A 20,385-nucleotide genomic window follows, 5' to 3' on the forward strand; every position below is an offset into this window, starting at 1 on the left:
TGAAGGTCATCAGGTTATAAGTATCGAGGTCGCCCTGCCCAAAACAACACTTCTGGCCATCACAACCGATCACGGATATATCATGTGCGGAGCGCTTGATATTCGTTTGTTAAATGAGAAATTAAACGATCGCCGCATTGTGGCAGGACGCGCAACCGGGGTACGAACAATAGAGCAATTGCTGGATGCCCCACTCGATATGGTGACCACAGAGGCGGAATTACGCGGAATTTGCCCTGGGATGAAAGGAGCAGATGCGCTTTTAAAGATGGTAAACGAGGTTAGTTAATTTTAAATCCATACTTAAGGAAAGTAGGGGGATTTTTTGTTAACGGGTCTGCATATTGTTTTCCTTGGAGGCGATGCCCGGCATCTTGAAATCATTCGGTCATTCACAGACCTGGATGCAAATGTTGTGGTAATCGGTTATGAAGATTTGCACGAACAACTTCTTGAAGTTCAGCATTCCAAGCTTACGAGGGAGGTGCTTCGCAATGCTGATGTATTGATATTACCGGTTGTCGGTACAGACGACCATGGCAGAGTAGAGTCTTCATTTTCATCTGAAACGTTATTGCTGAACAAGGAATATATGTCTTCCTTGCCGAAACACGCAAAAGTCTGTACTGGCATAGCCAAGTCTTACTTGAGGAACCTTTGCGTAGAACTAGGAATAGATCTGATTGAATTATTCAGCAGGGACGATGTTGCCATATACAATTCCATTCCCACTGCGGAAGGCGCCTTATTGATGGCCATTCAACATACGGACATTACCATACATGGTTCGCGTTGTATGGTGCTGGGTTTGGGGAGAATCGGTCTTACGTTAGCCGGCATGCTTCACCGCCTGGGAGCACACGTCAAAGCGGGGGTTCTGAAACCGGAGCAGTTTGCACGTGCATGGGAGATGGGGATTGAGCCGTTTTATACGAAAGATTTGTACGATGAAGGCGTAAATGTGGATATTATTTTTAACACGGTTCCGGAGCAAATCCTTACTTCTCGTGTGTTGACCCGTATTCCGCATCACGCTATTATTATTGATTTGGCTTCCAAACCAGGTGGGACCGATTTTCGTTTTGCCGAAAAACGTGGAATCAAGGCCTTGTTGGCACCAAGTTTACCGGGATTGGCCGCCCCAAGAACGGCTGGACGTATATTGGCGAGAACGTTATGTCAATTGATCCAGGACGAACGGAGTCAAAATCGAGAGCAAATGGATATACTTGCTTGTCCTTCCGGGTTATGAGATCGTGAACACTGAATAACGAATCAATTGAAGGTGTGATTACTTGTGTATACTTGATCATAGAGGCTGGCAACTTTGCCGGCCTCCGTCTTATTTTCGTAAGAATTCGGATGATGAAGTGCGTGGTGAAGCGGCTCTTTCGCAGATCACAAGTCGGTTCCGTTTCCATGGCTAGCGTTCGGGGACTCCAAGTTAAGTTGGTCTCGGAATCTTGTTCCAACTGTTACAAATGACCTATATAATAGAGTACATACATAGGTTCTTAACAGAAGAACGTTACGTATGCAACTATACGCTTATTGCACAGTCGGAGGTTACTTGCACAATGGATATTTCAGATTTGCTTTCGCATCCTGTCGCCCACCACGCATTTCATTATACACTTGTCGGAAAAGCTATGGTTCGGCTCGGCGGGGAAGTGGAAATGGTCAATCGCTCGCTATGCAACATGCTGGGCTATACAGAACAAGAACTGCTGCGAATGAGAATACATGATATCATTTATACGGAAGACGTTCCATTATATAACGGATCCATCAATGACTTGTTAGGCGGTAATTCCGATTATGTCGAAATGGAAAATCGTTATATTTGTCTTGACGGCAGACACAAATGGGGAACGACAACCCTATCGATCATCGAAGTGGAGGAATATCCGGAAAGGATATTCTTGATCCAGATTCAGGAGATCACGTATCGCAAAAGGCTTGTTGAATTGAACGAGGAATACGCGGATAAATTCAGAATGATTGCTGACAATCATTCCGATCTTGTTTACGACGTCATGTTGGATGGAAGTATCAGCTATGTGAACCGCGCCTGCACGAAATTATTGGGCTATGACTTATACGAATTGGAAAGAACACTTGGAGACATCATTTGGAAAAGTCTGGAGCACGTGACGGAAACGTATACCAATGCCCCGTTTGAAATGGAAACTTCAATTGAAGCGAAAGACGGCCAAATATTAAAATTCAGCGTATTGCATATCCCGAATTTCATTCAGAATGAACTCGTAGGGCTGCATTGCATCGCAAGGGATATTACCCTGCAATCCAGTATGGAAAAGGCCCTGAAGCACAGCGAGAAAAAGTATCGTTTGTTAGCGGACCACACGGGGGAAATGATTGCTACACTGAATATCAATGGCATTATCTACTACATATCGCCGGCGTGCAAACCATTGCTGGGTTATGATGCGACGGAATTGATAGGAAGACCTGTCTGGGAACTGTTCTATCCTCCCGATATAGAAAAATTGGACAACTCGCAAGAGTGGATGAATGAAGACGGTTATGTCAACATTTTGCGATTACGTCGAAGAGACGGCTCCTTTGTTTGGGTGGAGGTCGTAAGCAACACGCTACGGTACGATTCGGGCAATGTTCGTGAAATAGTTAAGGTTTTTCGAGATATCACGAGCCGAAAGACGCTGGAAGACGTCCTGGCTACTCAAGAACGTGTCATGAGTGGTATTGTCGAAATGATGGATGTCGGCGTTGTGATTTGTGATGAAAATGGGATATTGACAAGCATGAATAGAGCCGCAAGACAATTGCACGAATTCGTACAGATACCTCTTTCTCCCGAACACTGGAGTTCTACATACGGATTGTATGAATCGGATGGAAAAACGCTGTTGAGCAAGGAACGCGTCCCGCTTTATCGGGCGTATCGGGGCGAAAGTTTCCGCGATCTGGAAATGGTCGTTAAAAAGTCGAATGGCGAGCATCGCCTCGTTCTCTGTCATGGGAAGCCGATCATTGTTCACAATAAAATTGTGGGCGGCATTTGTGTCATGCACGATATTACCGAATTTGATGCAGCCAAGCAATCTGCTCATCAGGCAGACAAATTATCCATAGCGGGTCAAATGGCCGCGGGAATTGCGCATGAAATTCGAAACCCGCTTACCGCGCTGAAAGGATTTCTGCAATTGTTAAGCGCCGGCAACGAAAATGGAAGTAAGTACTACGATATTATGAAGGATGAATTAACTCGTATCGAACTTATTCTAAATGAACTGCTGGCCTTAGCCAAACCGCAAGAGATGAACATGACGCGGCATGATCTTTCCGAGCTGATTCAGGATATCGTCGTGCTGCTTCAGGCGCAGGCCACTTTACATAATGTTGAAATTCACTTTCATCCAACCAAGGAATCCGTGCAGATCCGGTGCGATGGAAATAAAATGAAACAGTTATTTATTAATTTGATTAAGAATGCCATTGAAGCGATGCCTGAAGGGGGAACTGTCTGGATCGAACAAATGCGATGCGATGAATGGGTTAAAGTAAGCATAAGGGATAACGGGGTTGGAATTCCGCAAGAATTGTTGCAAAAGATCGGACAACCCTTTTTTACGCAGAAAGAGACAGGAACGGGTCTCGGGCTATCCATTTGTTATCAGATTGCAGAGTATCACAATGCGAATATTGAGGTTGCAAGCGAGGTTGGTGAAGGTACAACTTTCACCGTATCGTTTCCCGTCGCTCTGTAACAACGAATTTAATAACTTCTTTGAAAGTGGGTTTAATTTTATTCATAACCCATCCACTTCGTGACGAGAAATTCGCTCGCTTGTTTACTGCAGTTTGCACATGATAAGTGGCCGGGAAGGGAGTTAATGGAGGAAGCAAATGGAGGACGTTAATAGAGATGAAGCAAATCGTAGAGTTCCTTATGAATTCCGATCAAATGGATATTGGACTGGCTGTCGTTGATTCAGAAGCCAGAATTTTATGGTTAAATACAACCATGAACACATGGTACTCAGTAACCCCCGAAGAAGAATTCCCTGCACACTCGGCAATACAAGCGATCGTGGGGCAAGTATTGCAGGATAAAAAGAATTACCCGGGAGTACTCGTACAAGAGAAGTTAGATGGCAAAGTGCGATCCATGATCGCCTATGTATACCCTCAGTTAAAAGGGGAATGTTTTGTTCTAATGGCCGATATCCAAGATTTTCAACAGTACGTGCAAATTCAATGTGAGAAAGAAAGAAGGGAAACGATTGGGCATATGGCGGCGGGCACAGCCAATATCATTTTAAATCCTTTAGCGGTAATCAAAGGGACGCTTCAACTTCTGGAAAAAAGTTCGAAGGATCATGTTTCCGTTTTGCAATTTGCGGCATCTCCGCCTCATCAGAAAATGACAGGATACTTTAAGCTGCTCGATGAGCAAATTCAGACGATCGACAAAGCGTTGCAGCGGTTTTTGCTCTTTGGAAAGCCTTCCGAATTGAAATTTGTTCCTGTTTCCGTCATTTCGTTCATGCAGGAATGGGTTCCCGGTATACAAATCCAAGCACTAGACAAAAAAGTGCGTTTCGCTTTGGAATATCCGGAGCGAAACGGCTTTGTGTTAGGAGACCCCAAGCTGCTGCGAGCGGCGCTGCAAGAAATCATTGACAACGCATTAGATGCAAGTCCCCCAGGTTCTGTCTTAACGCTCCGAATAAACATTACGGATAATCATATCCACATCATTGTTCGCGATCAAGGAGCAGGAATTCCAAAAGATCTGCAGTCCCGAATCATCCTACCGTTTATTACAAGTAAACCGGACGCTATCGGATTTGGGCTTAGTTTCAGTCATGCTATGATCGCAAAAATGGGGGGCTCTTTGAATTTCGAAAGCTCGGAGGTCGGCACAAATGTTATCGTTCAATTACCGACATTTACGGGAACAACTTAAAATTGTCGGTAACATTGCTGTAAATGCCAATGGCTACACAACAAACCCTCAAAAAATTTTTTCGGGGGCTATTGCCGGGAGTTTCTGACCAAAGGCATATTCCAATTCAACTATGCAGGGTAGCAAAGAATAATATTTTCCGAAGAGTACAAAATAAAGCTGAAAAAAAAGATAATGTGACAATGGAGGAACTTACATGCCGCTCATTCCTTGGGATTCGTTTCGCAATACCGATCTATGGAGAAGGGATTTGGAAAAAATTTTTAACGAAGGTTTTCCTGAAATAGGCGCGCGTCTGGGATTTGCTACCCCTCGTATTGATGTATTTGAGACTGAACATGAAGTGATTGCTTCTTGTGAAATCCCTGGTTTGGATAAAAAAGAAGACCTTCATATCGATGTGGATGAAAACATGCTTACAATTAGTGGGACCATAAAGCAAGCGAATGAAGTGAAGCAGGAACAAATACATCGCAAAGAACGGTTTGTCGGACGGTTCCAACGGTCGGTGTCTTTGCCATCACGCGTTCAAACGGAAGGAACGACAGCCACGTACCGCAACGGTGTCCTTGAAGTTCGCATGCCGAAATTAAAAGCCGATACCCAACGGCAAATTGATGTGCAGTTTCATTAAAATGAATTGTGAGATCACAATATAGGCGTTACATGAAAAATGGGCGCTTGCACATAATAAGCTTTGGGGGATGAAGTCCTACCATATTGAAGGAGGTCAAAAATCGTGTATCAACAAAACCTTTCACAGCAAGCAAGCCAATGCGCGCAGATTATTCAACAGTTGATCCAGCAAACCCAGCAATCGAGCAACATGTATCAACAAATGTTGCAACAGGAGCAGCAAAACGCCGCCCAACTGGATCAGCTGGCCCAGAAAGAACGTCAAGCGGTTCAAACCATTCAATCTGTTCTGCAAGGACATCAAACTGCCATACAGCAGATGCAGCAGGCGATGCAAATTTGTTCTCAGCTTCAACAAACAGCGCAACAACAAGCCGGCGTGCAGAATGCGGGCTGGCCAATGGCTCAGAGCTGGCAGAATCAGAATTTGCAGCCACGGCAGTATCAATAGAACAGCAAGTGAAAAAACGATCGCTTTAAAAAGAAGGCGGTCGTTTTTTCACTTGACGATGCGTATACCCCAAAACCATTCAGCCGATTTTCTTTGCAAATAAGTCCCAAATGCCGCGCAAAAGGTTCAGCAACATGCCGAACGAGACTTGCACCCCTGCCTTGCCTAGCGCCTTCAGCCTCCCGAGCCAACCAGCGCGCCTTGGCTTGGGAGGCGACCTGACAAGCAAGCTGCGCAAGATTTGGGAGGGATACAGGCATGGCAACTGCAAAATTTCGCGAGGAGCAGTAATCGTGATCAGCGTATGCAAGGTTTGCGGGGCTGAAGAGCGGGAGGATACGAAGGCGGCAGCGGAAGGCAGTGTATCCGACACCATTCTTCATTTAGTCTGCCTTGCGGATCGGCAGCAGTACATCGGCGGTACAGCTGCGGATCATTTGCTGCCCTAGCCGGGATCTGCTTCCGGTTTTGTTCATGGATGGACTAGAAGCCCTTGAATTGCGGTTCTTCCCTGGGTGCTTTTCAGCGAAGCCAGGCAAGTTTTGACCTGAGTAGCTACAGTCATTGCCCCAATCCCTCCTTTCCTGATTATCTCTCATATAAGATAAGATGTCTTTTTCAGCTGCGGGCGCCGTCGCGACCGTCCCGATCACCAGTTTTGGAAACTCTCTGGTTCATGGTGCGCTTCAGGAGCTGCAGCAGGATGGATGGATCGGCATCATCATCGGGATTTTTGAGTTAACGAGCGCCGGCGTTTCAGCAGCGATCATTTTCTCTTTTCTTGCGTCGCTCGTAGCAAAGCCTCGTGGATAAAGCATGTGCCCGGCTTCTAAGATAGGAGCCGTACCTACTACGGAAGCCGGGTACAGATTTACATGTACGAAAAAGGGATGCTGCACGCAAAGGTGATGGTCGTCGATGAGGAAACGGCTGTGGTATGTTCGGCGAATTATGATTTTAAGAAGCAATCGCCTCAATTACAAGGTGTGCGAAGTTTTGTACAGCGCCGGCGTAGCGCGGGAACTCACGGAGCAATCTGCTTGCCTCGCTGTTATAGCTCGCGGGTTAACGCACCAGGTATGGTATGAATTTCTTACAAGACATTTCATAGAGGAGCATCCTACAGAACAGATTTATGACGATTTGTGTAAAGAACTAGGAGTAACGCTCACCTGTAATGCCTGGAGACGTTTCGAGAGCTGCATACCGCATTCGAGCTCGCTTACCGTGCGCAGGGCTTGAAGCCGCAGCGCCACGGCCTGCCGCTGCATACAGCTAAGGAGTGGAACGCAATGCTGGCCGCAGCCGGGTTTATGAACCCGCGGCGCCGCCAAAACGTCCGCATCGAACGGTACCCGACGGTGCGCGATTTTCTCCATGCGATAAAAGCGATCGGCGCCAGCGCCTCGGTAGCCTCCCCTTCCGGCCGAATCGGCCTACGCCGCCTTTTTCACGACATGTTCCAGCACTACGAGACGCGATACGGCGACTCTAATGGCATCCTTGCGACATATGAGCTGCTGTTGCTGCATGGTTTCGCTCCGAAATAAAGTATCACCGAGGGAGAGGATGAAGAACAGGAAACCGTCTACGGAACGTTAGCGTATATTATGTTGAAATTGGCAGTAATGACGAAGCGAATAATCATAAACAGCTAAATCCTTAGAGTAAGAAAAATAACAGGGACAACGAGGGCTTAGTACAAAAATTTACATATGCATCTCTCGTCTGGAAAAGTTTAAATTCTGCATGTTTAGTTCTGGAGAGACAAATAGACTACCAGAACAACCAATCGTGGCAGCCTATTTGCTCTAAGTGCAAGGAGGGGACTGTACCCCACCATTAGTATATATACCGAGGAGGTTGTTTAAGTACAATTATCGAGTCGGAACGAGGTCCGATTTAAACATTTGATTTCTAGACGTATTTGTGGTAATTTTAGAAAAGTGAATTCACGGTTTACACAGGGACGGTGTGTAACCAATAAAAACTCAATTAGAACAAGGAGTATTGGGGAATTACACAGTATGCGTTCTTCAATATTGCCATTTTAATTAGGGAAAGGACTGAACAGCATGGCTTTTAAACAAAGAGAAGGCGGAGACAACGATAAAAGACCGGCTCGCCGCGGCGGCCGTAACAAACGTCGTAAAGTGTGCTTCTTCACTGTGAACAAAATTACTCACATTGACTATAAAGACACGGACCTGCTGAAGAAATTCATCAGCGAACGCGGTAAAATTTTGCCACGTCGTGTGACTGGCACGAGTGCAAAATACCAACGCATGCTGACGATTGCGATCAAACGCTCCCGTCAAATCGCGTTGCTGCCTTACACAACGGAATAGTCCGTTACGCGTACAAGACCAGCATTCTGGATGACTCCAGGGTGCTGGTTTTTTGCATTGTTCAATACTCTGCCATTTGAATAATGCCATAGGGAAGAGGTATCATAATAGCTGTCATTCGTGAAAGGCCCAAGGGAAGTGAGAAATGGACATGCTGAAGAAGATCTACCACAAATATATTAAGAACAAGCTTTTTAATAAAATGATTTTAATTTATACGATCATTACGGCGACCACGTTTCTAACGCTGGCTTTCGTGATTTATTATTTTATTTCGCAGTCGTTCCAGGAAAAAGAGCTCGCGGCGCAGCAGAAAACAGTGCACAGCGTATCCGAATATTTGAATCTGAAGATGACGAACGCAGAGCAGGCCGTGCTGCAAATTTATCAGGACAATGCACTGTCGGACGACTTTCTGGCTTTCATGAAAAATGATTATGAAACGTACATTAAGCATCATTTGGATGTGTATACGCAGTCCGGCTATTTTGCTTCAAGAAGTGTGGACAGCTTTATCCGCGGACAGATTGAAAAGGACCCGGATCTGGCGAGCATCATGCTGTACAGTAAAGATAAAAAATTCGTCTACCGTTATGAACAAAACGACAACCAAGAGTACCAGCAGCTCAAAGAAGGCGAAGGCATCCCCAAGGAAATGATCCCTTTGCTCGGCAAGGATTTGTCTGGCGGTATCAATCTGAAGTTCAACACGGTGATTGCTTCCCCTGATACGGGTACATACAGCATCGCCTACCGCATTAACGATCCTTTCACGCTTAAGGATGTCGGGTATATTCTGCTTGTTTATCCGACGCAAAACATTTTCAAGGCGATCGATAACATGAACCAGAACTTTACCGGTCATCTGATGGTGATGCTGAAGAGCGGCGAGATCCTATTCGATACGGCGGCGAAGCCCTCAACGAAGCCTTATCCTTATTATAGCGAGGTCATGTCGGTCAAGGGGCAGGAGCGGCTGATGCTGGACGAGGAGTCGTTTGTCACGCATCAGGATGACAGCAAATCCAAGCTGGATGTCGTGCAGGTGGTCCATGTATCCGATGTGGAAAAAAGCTACGGCAACCTGAAACGGCTGATTATCGGTTTGACGGTCCTGAGTATCGTGGTTACCTTCGTTCTATCCTACCTAGCCGTAAAAAACGTATCGAACCGGACGCAAAATATTATCCGCGGGATGCGGGTCGTGCGCAACGGGAATTTGTCCGTGCGGCTGCCGGTCGTACGCGAAGATGAGCTTGGGGATATATCGGCAAGCTTCAATCAGATGTGCGAGGACCTGAATCGGCATATCCACCAGGTATATATTTCCGAAATCAAGCAAAAGCATGCGGAGCTGGTGGCTTTCCAGGCTCAGATTAATCCGCATTTTCTATATAACACGCTCGAAGTGATCCGGATGCGGGCGATTGCCAAGGGAGCAGATGATGTCGCGGAGATGACATACATTTTATCGTCCCTGTTCAAATATCTGGTGAAAACAGAAACGATGGTTATGCTCAGCGAGGAGATTGAAAATTCGCGCAATTATCTTGAAATGTTCCGGATCCGCTACAAGGAGCGGTTTCAATTTGCGATTGACGTTGAGCCGGGCGTGCGGCAGGTCTCAATCCTGAAGCTGTCAGTGCAGCCGGCGATAGAGAACTACATTCTGCACGGGATCCGGTCGGGACGGACCGATAACATGATTCGGATTCATGCCTACGCGGAGGACCAGGGCGTCAGAATCGACGTCGAGGATAATGGCAAGGGAATTTCCCGGGAGAAGCTTGCGGAAATTCAAAGCCGGCTAAAGGAGCCGGGGGAGTTCTCCTCCGATTCCTTGGGGCTGAAAAACGTGGCGGAACGGCTGCGGCTGATGTATGGGGAGCCGTACGGGCTTACGATCGACAGCACGCCGGACCAGGGAACGCGGGTCACGATCCGCATTCCGTTCGCAACAGAGGAGGGGCAGCATGTATAAGGTGTTTCTGGTGGATGATGAGCCGTTTATTGTTGAAGGGCTGTACTCCATTTTGGACTGGTCGGATTTTCAGCTCGAAATCATCGGGAGCGCCGAGAACGGAAAAGATGCGCTGGACCAGCTTCGGGATCATCCGGCGGATCTTCTGATCACCGATATCACGATGCCGGAAATGACGGGGCTGGAGCTGATCCGGGAGGCGAGAGCCCTGTTTCCGGATTTGAAAATCATCATCTTAAGCGGATATAACGAATTCAATTATGTCAAAGTGGGCATGAAGTACGGCATTGAAAACTATCTCCTGAAGCCGATCAATGTGGAAGAACTGAAGCAGACGCTGAAAAATACGGTGGACAAAATCGAGAGCACGCAGACGCAAGCCATGGCTCATCAGGATATGGATATTTTACGGAGCAACATTCTGAACCGCTGGGTCAACGGCCAAATCCAAACCGAGGAGCTTCTTGAACGCGGGCAGCTGCTGGGCCTTCAGGTATCGCATGGTTTTTTTGAAACAGCAGTGATCAAGCCGATGATTCCGCCCGGCTCGCAGCCGGACGACATGATCCAATACCGTAACGAGAAGCTGGATCAGGTGTACCAGCGGGTACGGTCGATGACCGAGCATGATGAAGCGACTCACGGTATTTGCTTTGTGGATTGGGACAGCGATATTGTCGTTGTGTTCGGCTGCGGCAGCGAGGCAGAGCAGCACGAGATCGAGGATGCGTTCAGCCAATTGATGGATCAGCTTCGCATTATATATCCGTTCGAGCTGCTGGTTTCGATGGGGGAATTGCAGAGCGGTCTGGACGGAGCGGCGGAAAGCTACCGGGACGCCAAGAAAATACAGCAATTTTTCCTGATTAGCCCGCATCATATCGTTCTGACAAGCAAGCGGATCGAGGAGCTGAAGCATCAGAGCGGAAGCAGTATCCATACCCCGGATTGGGGCGAATACTCCCGGCTGCTTTTATCGCTCCAGCAGGAGGAGCTGCTGGAGAAAATCGGGGCCGATCTGGACCGGCTATCCTGCACGGAGGGCATTACCCCGCATCAGGTGCAAAACCGCGTGGTAGAGATGATCATTTGGTTTAAGCAGGTCATCAAGGAAGCCAATCTTCCCGATCCGGAAGAGGCGGAAGGATATAAAAGCATCTTTGCCGGCGTCTTCAGCTCCCTGACGATGGACGAGCTTAAGCAGCAGGTCACGCTTGCCGCCCAAAACGTGATGGGATATCTCAAAGAACAGCAGTCGCTTAGCCCGGTGGTGAAGCAGGTGCTTGCACAGATCCATGAGCATTATGCGGACGAGCTGTCGCTGAAGCTGCTGGGGCAGGAATACAATATCAATCCGGTGTATCTCGGACAGCTCTTTCACCGCGAAACGGGCAAAACGCTGTCCGATTACGTGAATTCCTACCGGATCGAGAAAGCCAAGGAGCTGCTGAAACGCTCGAACCTGAAGGTGCAGGAGGTGGCACGGATGACCGGCTACCTGGATAACAGTTATTTTTTCAGGCAATTCAAGAAATACGTCGGCGTCTCGCCGGCAGAATTCAAAGGACTGATGTGATCCGGTGGATCGCATCAGTTTTTTATAATCAGAAAGTATAAACTACAGAGCCATGGCTTTGTGATATTGCAAGAAAAACTTCTGCTGATGGCCGTCTGTCTTGTGAGAAATTACGTCGATAGACGTTTTTTTTATTTTCTTAGGGGAAAAGGTTTACATTTACAGCTTGTTTTACGGTTTCATGTGCCTATGGACTTATTTTGTATTTAGTTTGTCCATCAATTCTATAGTATTTCAACTTTTTCGGAAAACGCTTTCAAATTATACTGAATGTACAGAGGGGGAGGGACGAACATGAAAGGCTTTGCCAACATGCTAAAAAACATCAGCCGGAACAAGTGGTTTTTGCTGATGGTATTGCCGGCAACCATTTGGTTCCTGCTATTTTCCTATTTGCCTATGGTGGGTACGATAATAGCTTTTAAAAGCTATCGCTATTCCAGGGACGGATTTTGGGCAAGCTTGTTTCAGAGCGACTGGGTCGGATTCAAGAACTTCAAGTTTTTGTTCGCCACCCATGACGCCTACATCATAACGAGAAACACGCTGCTGTATAACTTGGCCTTCATTATTCTGGGGCTGATCTGTTCTGTGGCAATGGCCGTTGTATTGAGTGAAATTGTAAATAAAAAACTCGCTAAAGTGTATCAGACGGGAATGTTTCTGCCACACTTTTTGTCATGGGTCATTATCGGTTATTTCGCATTCGCTTTCCTGAGCGAGGATAAAGGGGTGCTGAACCAAATTCTGACCGGTATGGGGCTGCATCCGATTTCATGGTATTCGGACAAAACCTATTGGCCCGTCATTCTGATCGTCATGAACGTATGGAAAGAGCTCGGATATACGAGCGTGATGTATCTGGCGGCTATCGTCGGGATCGACCGATCCTATTATGAGGCGGCCATGATTGACGGCGCGAGCAAATGGCAGCAGTTCAAGAACATTACGCTGCCGGCGATATCGCCGCTGATCATTACGCTGACTTTATTGAACGTGGGACGCATTTTCTATTCCGACTTCGGTCTGTTCTTCCAGCTGCCGCGCGATTCGGGTGCTTTGTACGCGGTAACTAACACGATCGATACTTACGTATACCGCGGTCTCACCGCAACAGGCGAAATTGGCATGAGTACCGCCGCCGGATTATATCAATCATTGGTCGGATTCATTCTGGTCATGGCTGCGAACCTGATCGTTCGGAGGATCGACAAGGACAGCTCATTGTTCTAATTCGGAGAAAAGGGGGTAATGGCGATGGCCAAAGCAAGAACTTTAAATCAGCCTTCACGGGCATCCAACACGATTCTCAATATTATCGCTGCAGTCTTCTCGATTGCCTGCGTGTTTCCGTTCCTGTTCGTCATCATCATTTCATTCACGAATGAGAAAGCATTGTCCCGGGACGGATATCGGATCATTCCGAAAGAGTGGAGCCTCGAGGCATACCGATACATTTTTAAAACAGGCGACCAGCTGCTGCGCTCTTTTGGCATCACGGTTCTGATCACCGTGGTCGGCGCGCTGCTGTCACTGATTCTGATTTCGCACTTTGCGTACGCGATTTCCCGTTCCAGCTTCCGTTACCGCAACTTCTTTTCCTTCATCGCGATCTTTACGATGTTGTTTAACGGAGGCATGGTGCCGTCTTATATCATTAACACACGCATGCTTCACTTGAAAGATACGCTGTGGGCGCTTATTCTGCCGCTCGCCGTGAACGCTTTCTATATTATGATCATGAGGACGTTTTACCGGACGACCGTGCCGGATGCCATTGTGGAGGCTGGCAAGATCGACGGAGCCGGAGAACTGCGCGTGTTCTACAGCGTTGTGCTTCCGATTTCGCTTCCGGGCCTGGCAACAATCGGTTTGTTCAGTACGCTGGGCTATTGGAATGACTGGTTTAATGCCCTGCTGTACATCGACAATCCGAATCTGGTGCCGCTGCAGGCACTTCTGATGCGGATCGAAAACAGCATGCAGTTCCTGGTGACGAACTCCGCTCTGAGCGGTTCGGGTCAAGGTATGGCCCTGCTCAGCACGCTGCCTCAGGATTCTGCGCGAATGGCGATGGTTGTACTGGCTACTGTGCCGATCGTACTGGCCTACCCGTTCTTCCAACGGTTTTTCATTTCCGGTCTTACGGTAGGTGCGGTCAAGGGCTGATTCGTCAGCCCGAAGCCCGGTACCTGCACGTAGGTCAACCCATACCGGTTTGAAAATAGCATGATAAGCTTTGCAAGCAGTATACTTTGACACATCTATATAAATTGAACCAAAGAAAAAGCACGTTAAACCTTTCGTTCAATTTATCAACAAAGGGGGATTTTCACATGTGGAAAAAGAAATTGGCTACCGTGGTCAGCTTGGTTACCGTATTTTCGGTTGTACTTGCAGGCTGTGGCGGCGGATCCAAGGATGAAGGATCCAGTGCAAGCGGAAGCGACAAGAAGGACAAGCCTTATCAGTTGGTTTGGTATCAAATTGGCGACCCGCAAAAGGATACAGACAAGGTTGTTGAAAAGATCAACGAATACACCAAAGAGAAAATTAACGCAACCGTTGACCTTAAAATGATCGGCTTTGGTGATTACAGCAAAAAAATGCAGGTCATCACCGCTTCCGGTGAACCTTACGATATCGCATTCACATCTTCTTGGGCGAATGACTATCTGCAAAACGTAGCTAAAGGCGCATTCGTGGAGCTCGACGATCTGCTCGACAGCAAAGGCCAAGGAATCGTGAAAGCGCTCGATCCGAAGTTTATCGAGGGCGCGAAAGTCAACGGTAAGATCTACGGCATTCCTACCAATAAAGAAGTTGCAACACAAAGAGTATTCCGCTTTAACAAGCAGTTCGTGGATAAATACAACCTGGACATTTCCAACGTCAACTCACTGGAAAGCCTCGAGCCGATCCTGAAGACATTCAAGGAAAAAGAAGGATATGCGCCGCTGTGGGGTGACAAAAACACATCTCCTTACCTGGCTTATGATTTCGTGACGGAAAAACTGCCAATGGCTATTCCGTTCGGTTCGACCGACTATAAAGTCGTGAATTTCCTGGATCAACCTGATACAATGAAGACGTTCGAAACGCTGCATAAATATTACAAAGCCGGATACCTTCCAGCTGACATTGCAACATCGACCAACTCCGACTATCAGAAAAACGGCAAATGGCTCGTGGATATGGCGGACAGCCAACCATACGCTGACCTGACTTGGTCCCGCAGCGCAGGTTACGATATCGTATCGAAGCCTGCCGGTGATGCCATTGCGACGAATACGTCCGTTCTTGGCTCCATGATGGCGATCTCCAGCACTTCCGAGAATCCAGAGAAAGCCATGGAATTCCTGAACCTCTTGAACACCGACCCTTATCTCCGCAATCTGGTCGATATGGGCATCGAAGGTACGCACTACAAGAAGAACGCGGACGGAACGGTTACCGACCTGCCGGCTGCCAAAGATTATGACATGCCTTCCTTCGCGCTGGGCAACGAATTTATCCTGAACCTGTACGACAACGATCCGAAGGATAAATGGGAACAGTTCAAGAAATTTAACGCCGATGCAAAAAGCAGCCCGCTGCTTGGCTTCCACTTCGATCCATCGAAAGTGCAAACCGAAATGGCTGCTCTGAAAAACGTATCGGACGAGTATATGCCTGCTCTTATGACGGGTACGGTGGATCCGAAGGATTACATTGCCAAAGCTGACCAGAAGTTCAAAGCTGCCGGACTGGATACCGTTATGGCTGAAGTCCAAAAGCAAATCGACGAGTGGAAAGCGACTCAAGGCAAATAATAGATCTTTAATCAGCAATTCTAGATAAGATGAACATTTCAACCAAGAAAAGACCTGGACGGCACACATGCGCTTGCCAGGTCTTTCTATTCATGTATAGACATCCTAGACTATTTTACTTCGGAAAGGGAGATTTATCGCTATGACAAACATACTGCCGGCTGCCATTCAAAAGGCCATGAAGAAAGCCGATGAAACGCTGCATAACGAAAAGCTGAAAAACATGTTCCGCCAGTGCTATCCGAACACGCTGGAAACGACCACGCGTCTGCTTGACGATGGTACGACATTCGTATTTACCGGCGACATTCCGGCCATGTGGCTGCGGGACTCAAGCGCTCAGGTGCGTCAGTACCTGCCGTTTGCCAAAGAAGACAAGGATCTGCAGCGTCTGATCGGCGGACTGGTTCGCCGCCAGGTGGAATGCATTCTGATCGACCCTTACGCGAATGCGTTCAATGAGCAGCCGAACTACAAGAGCTGGGATCAGGATTTGACCGAGATGGGCCCGTGGATTTGGGAACGCAAATATGAGATCGATTCGCTTTGCTACCCGATTCAGTTGAGCTATCTGTATTGGAAGGCAACGGGCAACACCGATGTATTTGACGCCAAGTACAGAAAAGCCGCCAAATCGATCATCTCGCTCTGGACCACGGAGCAGAATCATTTCGAGGACTCCCAGTACCTGTTTGCCCGCACCCAGGGACCGAAATCAGACACACTCCGCAATAACCGCAAGGGCATGCCGGTGAACTATACGGGAATGACCTGGTCGGGCTTCCGTCCAAGCGATGACGCCTGCACGTTCGGCTATCTGGTTCCTTCCAACATGTTCGCGGTGGTCGTGCTTGGCTACCTCGAGGAAATTGCCCGGGAAATTTACAAGGATGAGGAGCTGGAGGAGGTGGCGGCTGTGCTGAAGGAAGAAATTGACTTCGGCATTCAAACCTACGGCACCTATCGCCATCCGAAATATGGTAAAATCTATGCTTATGAGACAGATGGTTTCGGCAACCACAACTTGATGGATGATGCGAACGTGCCAAGCCTGCTGTCCATTCCGTACATCGGGTATGCGGACAAGAACGACCCGGTCTACCAGAATACGAGACGCTTCATTTTAAGCGAGGAAAATCCGTATTACTATGAAGGAACGGTTGCCAAAGGCATCGGAAGCCCGCATACGCCGGATCGCTATATCTGGCATATCAGTCTTGCGATGCAGGCGCTGACTTCGACCGATCCGCAAGAGGTGCAGGAGATCGTGGACACGATTCTGCGCACGGATGCCGATACGGGCTTTATGCATGAAGGCTTTCATGTGGACGATCCGGCTCAGTTTACCCGGCCTTGGTTTGCATGGGCCAACAGCATCTTTGCCGAGCTGATCTGGGGATTGATCGAAGAAGGCAACGTGAAATTGTAATTGTAATGCAGATCCAGGGGAGCGAAGGGAGCGAACATTCTTGAGCGATATGCTGATTTTTTACGATGAAACATTTCCGTACGACGGTGTGCGTCCGGGAGAAGAGGATCTTGCCATGCTGCGGGAAGCCGCGCAGGTAACGGAGGCTGAAGGGCTGGAGTCTGCGCTGAACGGACTCGCCGGAGGCACGCTGGTCATGCTGCACGCGCCTTATGTACCGAAGCAGGCGTGGACGGCCGTGCTTGCTTTTCTGAAACGCGGAGGCAATCTGCTCAGCTTGGGCGGAGCGCCGTTCAAGCGTCCGGTGCGAAAAGAAGCAGGCGCATGGAAAGTGGAAGCGGAACAGACGGCCTACCATCAGCAGCTGCATATTCATGAGGAGCTGCGCGTGGTGTCTTGCCCAATAGAACATTTGCAGGCAGATACGCTGAATCCGTTGTTTGAAGGCTTCGAGACGTTGTTTGAAGTGGCGGATACCTGGAATCTGGTTCCCCACGTCACCAAAAATGTAGAGCTTCCTCACCAAATGGGCTCGGCCGGATCGATGGATACGCAAATTTCAGCGCTTCTCAAAGGAATTTCCGCAAATGGCCGCGAAGTGGCGGCGCCAGTCGTGCAGTGGGAGAACAGCAGGGGGGCCTTTCGCCGGCGGGCGCTGGCTGCTCGTGAATCAGACCCTAAGCGGGAAGTTCTGGGAGCAGGGCGGAGCTGAGGCGGTTCTGGAATGGGCAGCCTACTGCAGCCATGGCGTGACGGAGTGGACGCTGAAGCCGGGCTACGCGGCTTACCTGCCAGGAGAACGCGCGGTGCTTACGCTGCAAGCGCAGGACCTCGGCCGCGATCTCGGAGATGAGAAGACGGAATGGACATTTGGCATCAGCGTTCGTCATGCAGACGGGCAAGAGCCGGTCTTCACGACGGAAGTTACCATTCAGGCCGGCAGAGAGATGGAAATCCTCCGCATACCGGTTCCCGTGGAAATCAAGCCGGGCATGTACCATGTGCAGTGCCGGGCGGAGTCCGAGCACGGCGAAATCCGGTATCTGAACCAGGGCTACTGGGGGCATGACGCGGAGCTGCTCAGCGAAGGCGCGCCGGTCACCTGCGGACGCGACTATTTTATCAAGGATGGAAGACCGCTGCCCGTGGTAGGCATGACCTACATGGCCTCCGACGTGGCGCGCAAGTTTCTGTTCCTGCCGAATGCGGCCGTATGGGACCGGGACATGGCCCAGATGGCGAAGGCGGGCATTAACTGGATCCGGACCGGCATCTGGACGGCATACCGCAATGTGATGCAGGCGGACGGGCATGCCTCGGAAGAAGTGCTGCGCGCGATCGACGCGTTCCTGCTGGCTGCGAAGAAGCATGGGCTGCAGGTCACCTTTACGTTCTTCTCCTTCACACCGGAGCCGTGGGAAGGATTGAACCCGTATTTGGATCCGCGGAGCCTGGAAGCGCAGAAGCGCTTTATCCGCTCCATTACGCTGCGCCACCGCGCGACGACAAACGTTGATTGGGACTTGATCAATGAGCCGTCTATGTTTGACCCGGATCGCATCTTCTCCGATGGCCCACGTTCGTCACGGGATCCGTTCGAGAAGGCTGCCTTCGTAGCGTGGCTGGAGGCGCGCCATGGAAATATCTCTGCGCTGCAGGAGCGCTGGAACATGACGCCGGAGCAGCTCCCGGATTTCGCCGCTGCGGTGCCGCCGGAGGCCACGGAGATCAACTTTGATATCCAGGATATCCATTCGGGCAAAAAAGGCACCCGCTGGCTGGATTATGTCCTCTTCTCGATGGAGATGCATAACCGCTGGGCGTCCGAGCTGACAGGGGCGATCAAACGGGATAACCCGGATCAGCTCGTGACGGTCGGGCAGGACGAAGCGCTCGGCGCCTCGCGGCCGTCGCCGTTCTTCTACGGCGAGGCCGTCGATTATACGACCGTGCATTCCTGGTGGCTGAACGACCAGCTCGTATGGAACGGCATTTTCGCTAAGACCATGGACAAGCCGAACCTGATTCAGGAAACCGGCATCATGTATGTGGAAACGCCGGATGGACGCGCCAAACGGTCCGAGCAGGAGCTGCGCTCCATTCTGGAACGCAAGTATGCGTATGCTTTTTCGACGGGCGGAGCGGGCGCGATCCACTGGATCTGGAATACAAACTTCTATATGGATAACGCCAACGAGTCGCATATCGGGGCGCTGCGTGCCGACGGGACGGAGAAGCCGGAAGCGGATGTATCCTATGATTTCGGCAGCTTTATCGGGCAGACCCGCGATTTGTTCGTGGATCGTCAGCTTGAGGACGTGGTAGCCATTTTCCCGTACTCCAACGATTTTTCGAACCGCAAGCTGGCTTTTGAAGCGACGACGCGCTTGACGCGGATCCTTTCTTACGAGCTGAAGGTGCCTTTCCGTGCAATTGGAGAGTACCAGATCGAGGATCTCCGCAAGCATACCGCTCCGAAGCTGATTCTGCTGCCTAGTGCGCATAACATCGCCGACGAAGCCTTTGACCGCTTGATTGAATATATCGAAGAGAGCGGGTCGACGCTTCTGTTGACCGGACCTATCGGGATCGATGCCTACTGGCATCGGACGAACCGCTTGGAGGACAAGCTGGGAATGTTCGAGGACGGCACCCGCATGCTCAGCAACGTGCTGAGGGAGGAAGTGCTGGAGCTGGATGGGAAGCAGCTGCCGTTATCCTATGGAAGCCGTAAAATCGCACAGGTCATGAAGGAAGTTTTTGGAGACCGGAACAGCGGCATAACGGCTGCTGAGAAGGCGGCATCGGAACCGACGCAGCTGATTAAGATGTCCATTGGGAATGGACAATTGTTTTTCTGCCCGCTGCCTGTCGAGATCAGCGACCGGGAAGAGACTGTTGCAGAGCTCTACCGCTATGTACTTGCACAGGTTGGCTATCAACCGGAGCTGGCGTGGATTTCAGGTGAAGATTCTGGAATTTACGGCAGAAAGCTTCTATATAAAGAGGGCGCGCTTTTCGTCTTTGTTTCCGAGCAGGCAATGAACACATCTGTAGCAATCAAAGACCACACGACCGGAAAGACATATGCCTTTGAACTCGAGAAGGAGCGTTCTGTCCTGTTCGCCGTAGATGGACAAGGAGAGCTGTTGTCCGTTTACCGTCCGCATCAAGTTCATATCGAAGTGAAGTAGTGTT

Annotated in this window: 15 protein-coding genes and 3 pseudogenes; all 18 read left to right on the top strand. The window is 49.2% G+C overall.

The window, feature by feature from the left end:
- A partial coding sequence (locus PCH05_RS03890; protein ID WP_246049349.1) for a YunC family protein occupies positions 1-289 on the top strand: 289 nt, incomplete at its 5' end.
- A gap of 36 nt (positions 290-325) precedes the next feature.
- Positions 326-1,252 carry a dipicolinate synthase subunit DpsA gene (dpsA, locus tag PCH05_RS03895; protein ID WP_127600886.1) on the top strand — a complete coding sequence of 309 codons (927 nt, stop codon included), beginning with the start codon at positions 326-328 and terminating at the stop codon, positions 1,250-1,252.
- 325 nt (positions 1,253-1,577) lie between these two features.
- Positions 1,578-3,752: a PAS domain-containing protein gene (locus tag PCH05_RS03900; protein WP_127600888.1), complete on the top strand. Its 2,175-nt coding sequence runs from the start codon at positions 1,578-1,580 to the stop codon at positions 3,750-3,752.
- A 158-nt stretch (positions 3,753-3,910) separates the two neighbouring features.
- Positions 3,911-4,954, top strand: coding sequence for an ATP-binding protein (locus PCH05_RS03905; protein WP_127600890.1), 1,044 nt, complete (start codon positions 3,911-3,913; stop codon positions 4,952-4,954).
- 196 nt (positions 4,955-5,150) lie between these two features.
- The gene (locus PCH05_RS03910) at positions 5,151-5,588 is read left to right on the top strand and encodes an Hsp20/alpha crystallin family protein (protein WP_054943631.1); all 438 of its coding nucleotides are present in this window, start codon (positions 5,151-5,153) and stop codon (positions 5,586-5,588) included.
- 105 nt (positions 5,589-5,693) lie between these two features.
- Entirely contained in the window at positions 5,694-6,041 is a 348-nt protein-coding gene (locus PCH05_RS03915) for a hypothetical protein (protein WP_023559073.1), read from the top strand.
- A 134-nt stretch (positions 6,042-6,175) separates the two neighbouring features.
- Entirely contained in the window at positions 6,176-6,490 is a 315-nt protein-coding gene (locus PCH05_RS03920) for a hypothetical protein (protein WP_023559074.1), read from the top strand.
- Between the two features lie 175 nt (positions 6,491-6,665).
- Positions 6,666-6,854: pseudogene (locus PCH05_RS03925) on the top strand (SpoVA/SpoVAEb family sporulation membrane protein); the annotation flags it as partial.
- Positions 6,855-6,880: 26 nt separating this feature from the next.
- Positions 6,881-7,076 (top strand): annotated as a pseudogene (locus tag PCH05_RS27600) (phospholipase D-like domain-containing protein); the annotation flags it as partial.
- Positions 7,077-7,333: 257 nt separating this feature from the next.
- Positions 7,334-7,591 carry a hypothetical protein gene (locus PCH05_RS03935; protein WP_023559076.1) on the top strand — a complete coding sequence of 86 codons (258 nt, stop codon included), beginning with the start codon at positions 7,334-7,336 and terminating at the stop codon, positions 7,589-7,591.
- Between the two features lie 525 nt (positions 7,592-8,116).
- Complete coding sequence (gene rpsR, locus PCH05_RS03940; RefSeq protein ID WP_076172485.1) at positions 8,117-8,389, top strand: 30S ribosomal protein S18; 273 nt, start codon at positions 8,117-8,119, stop codon at positions 8,387-8,389.
- 151 nt (positions 8,390-8,540) lie between these two features.
- Positions 8,541-10,370: a sensor histidine kinase gene (locus tag PCH05_RS03945; protein ID WP_164766531.1), complete on the top strand. Its 1,830-nt coding sequence runs from the start codon at positions 8,541-8,543 to the stop codon at positions 10,368-10,370.
- Positions 10,363-11,946, top strand: coding sequence for a response regulator transcription factor (locus PCH05_RS03950; protein ID WP_164766532.1), 1,584 nt, complete (start codon positions 10,363-10,365; stop codon positions 11,944-11,946). The genes PCH05_RS03945 and PCH05_RS03950 overlap by 8 nt, the downstream gene beginning before the upstream one ends.
- 294 nt (positions 11,947-12,240) lie before the next feature.
- Positions 12,241-13,179, top strand: a complete 939-nt coding sequence (locus PCH05_RS03955) for an ABC transporter permease (RefSeq protein WP_127600898.1) — start codon at positions 12,241-12,243, stop codon at positions 13,177-13,179.
- An 18-nt stretch (positions 13,180-13,197) separates the two neighbouring features.
- Positions 13,198-14,115, top strand: coding sequence for a carbohydrate ABC transporter permease (locus tag PCH05_RS03960; RefSeq protein WP_127600900.1), 918 nt, complete (start codon positions 13,198-13,200; stop codon positions 14,113-14,115).
- Positions 14,116-14,282: 167 nt separating this feature from the next.
- Positions 14,283-15,758 carry an ABC transporter substrate-binding protein gene (locus PCH05_RS03965; RefSeq protein WP_127600902.1) on the top strand — a complete coding sequence of 492 codons (1,476 nt, stop codon included), beginning with the start codon at positions 14,283-14,285 and terminating at the stop codon, positions 15,756-15,758.
- 142 nt (positions 15,759-15,900) lie between these two features.
- Positions 15,901-17,187, top strand: a complete 1,287-nt coding sequence (locus PCH05_RS03970; RefSeq protein ID WP_127600904.1) for a glycoside hydrolase family 125 protein — start codon at positions 15,901-15,903, stop codon at positions 17,185-17,187.
- Positions 17,188-17,236: 49 nt separating this feature from the next.
- A pseudogene (locus PCH05_RS03975) lies at positions 17,237-20,381 on the top strand (beta-galactosidase).
- Positions 20,382-20,385 lie beyond the last annotated feature (4 nt).

Origin of the sequence: Paenibacillus chibensis (genome assembly GCF_004001045.1) — a bacterium.
GTDB lineage: Bacteria > Bacillota > Bacilli > Paenibacillales > Paenibacillaceae > Paenibacillus_AQ > Paenibacillus_AQ chibensis.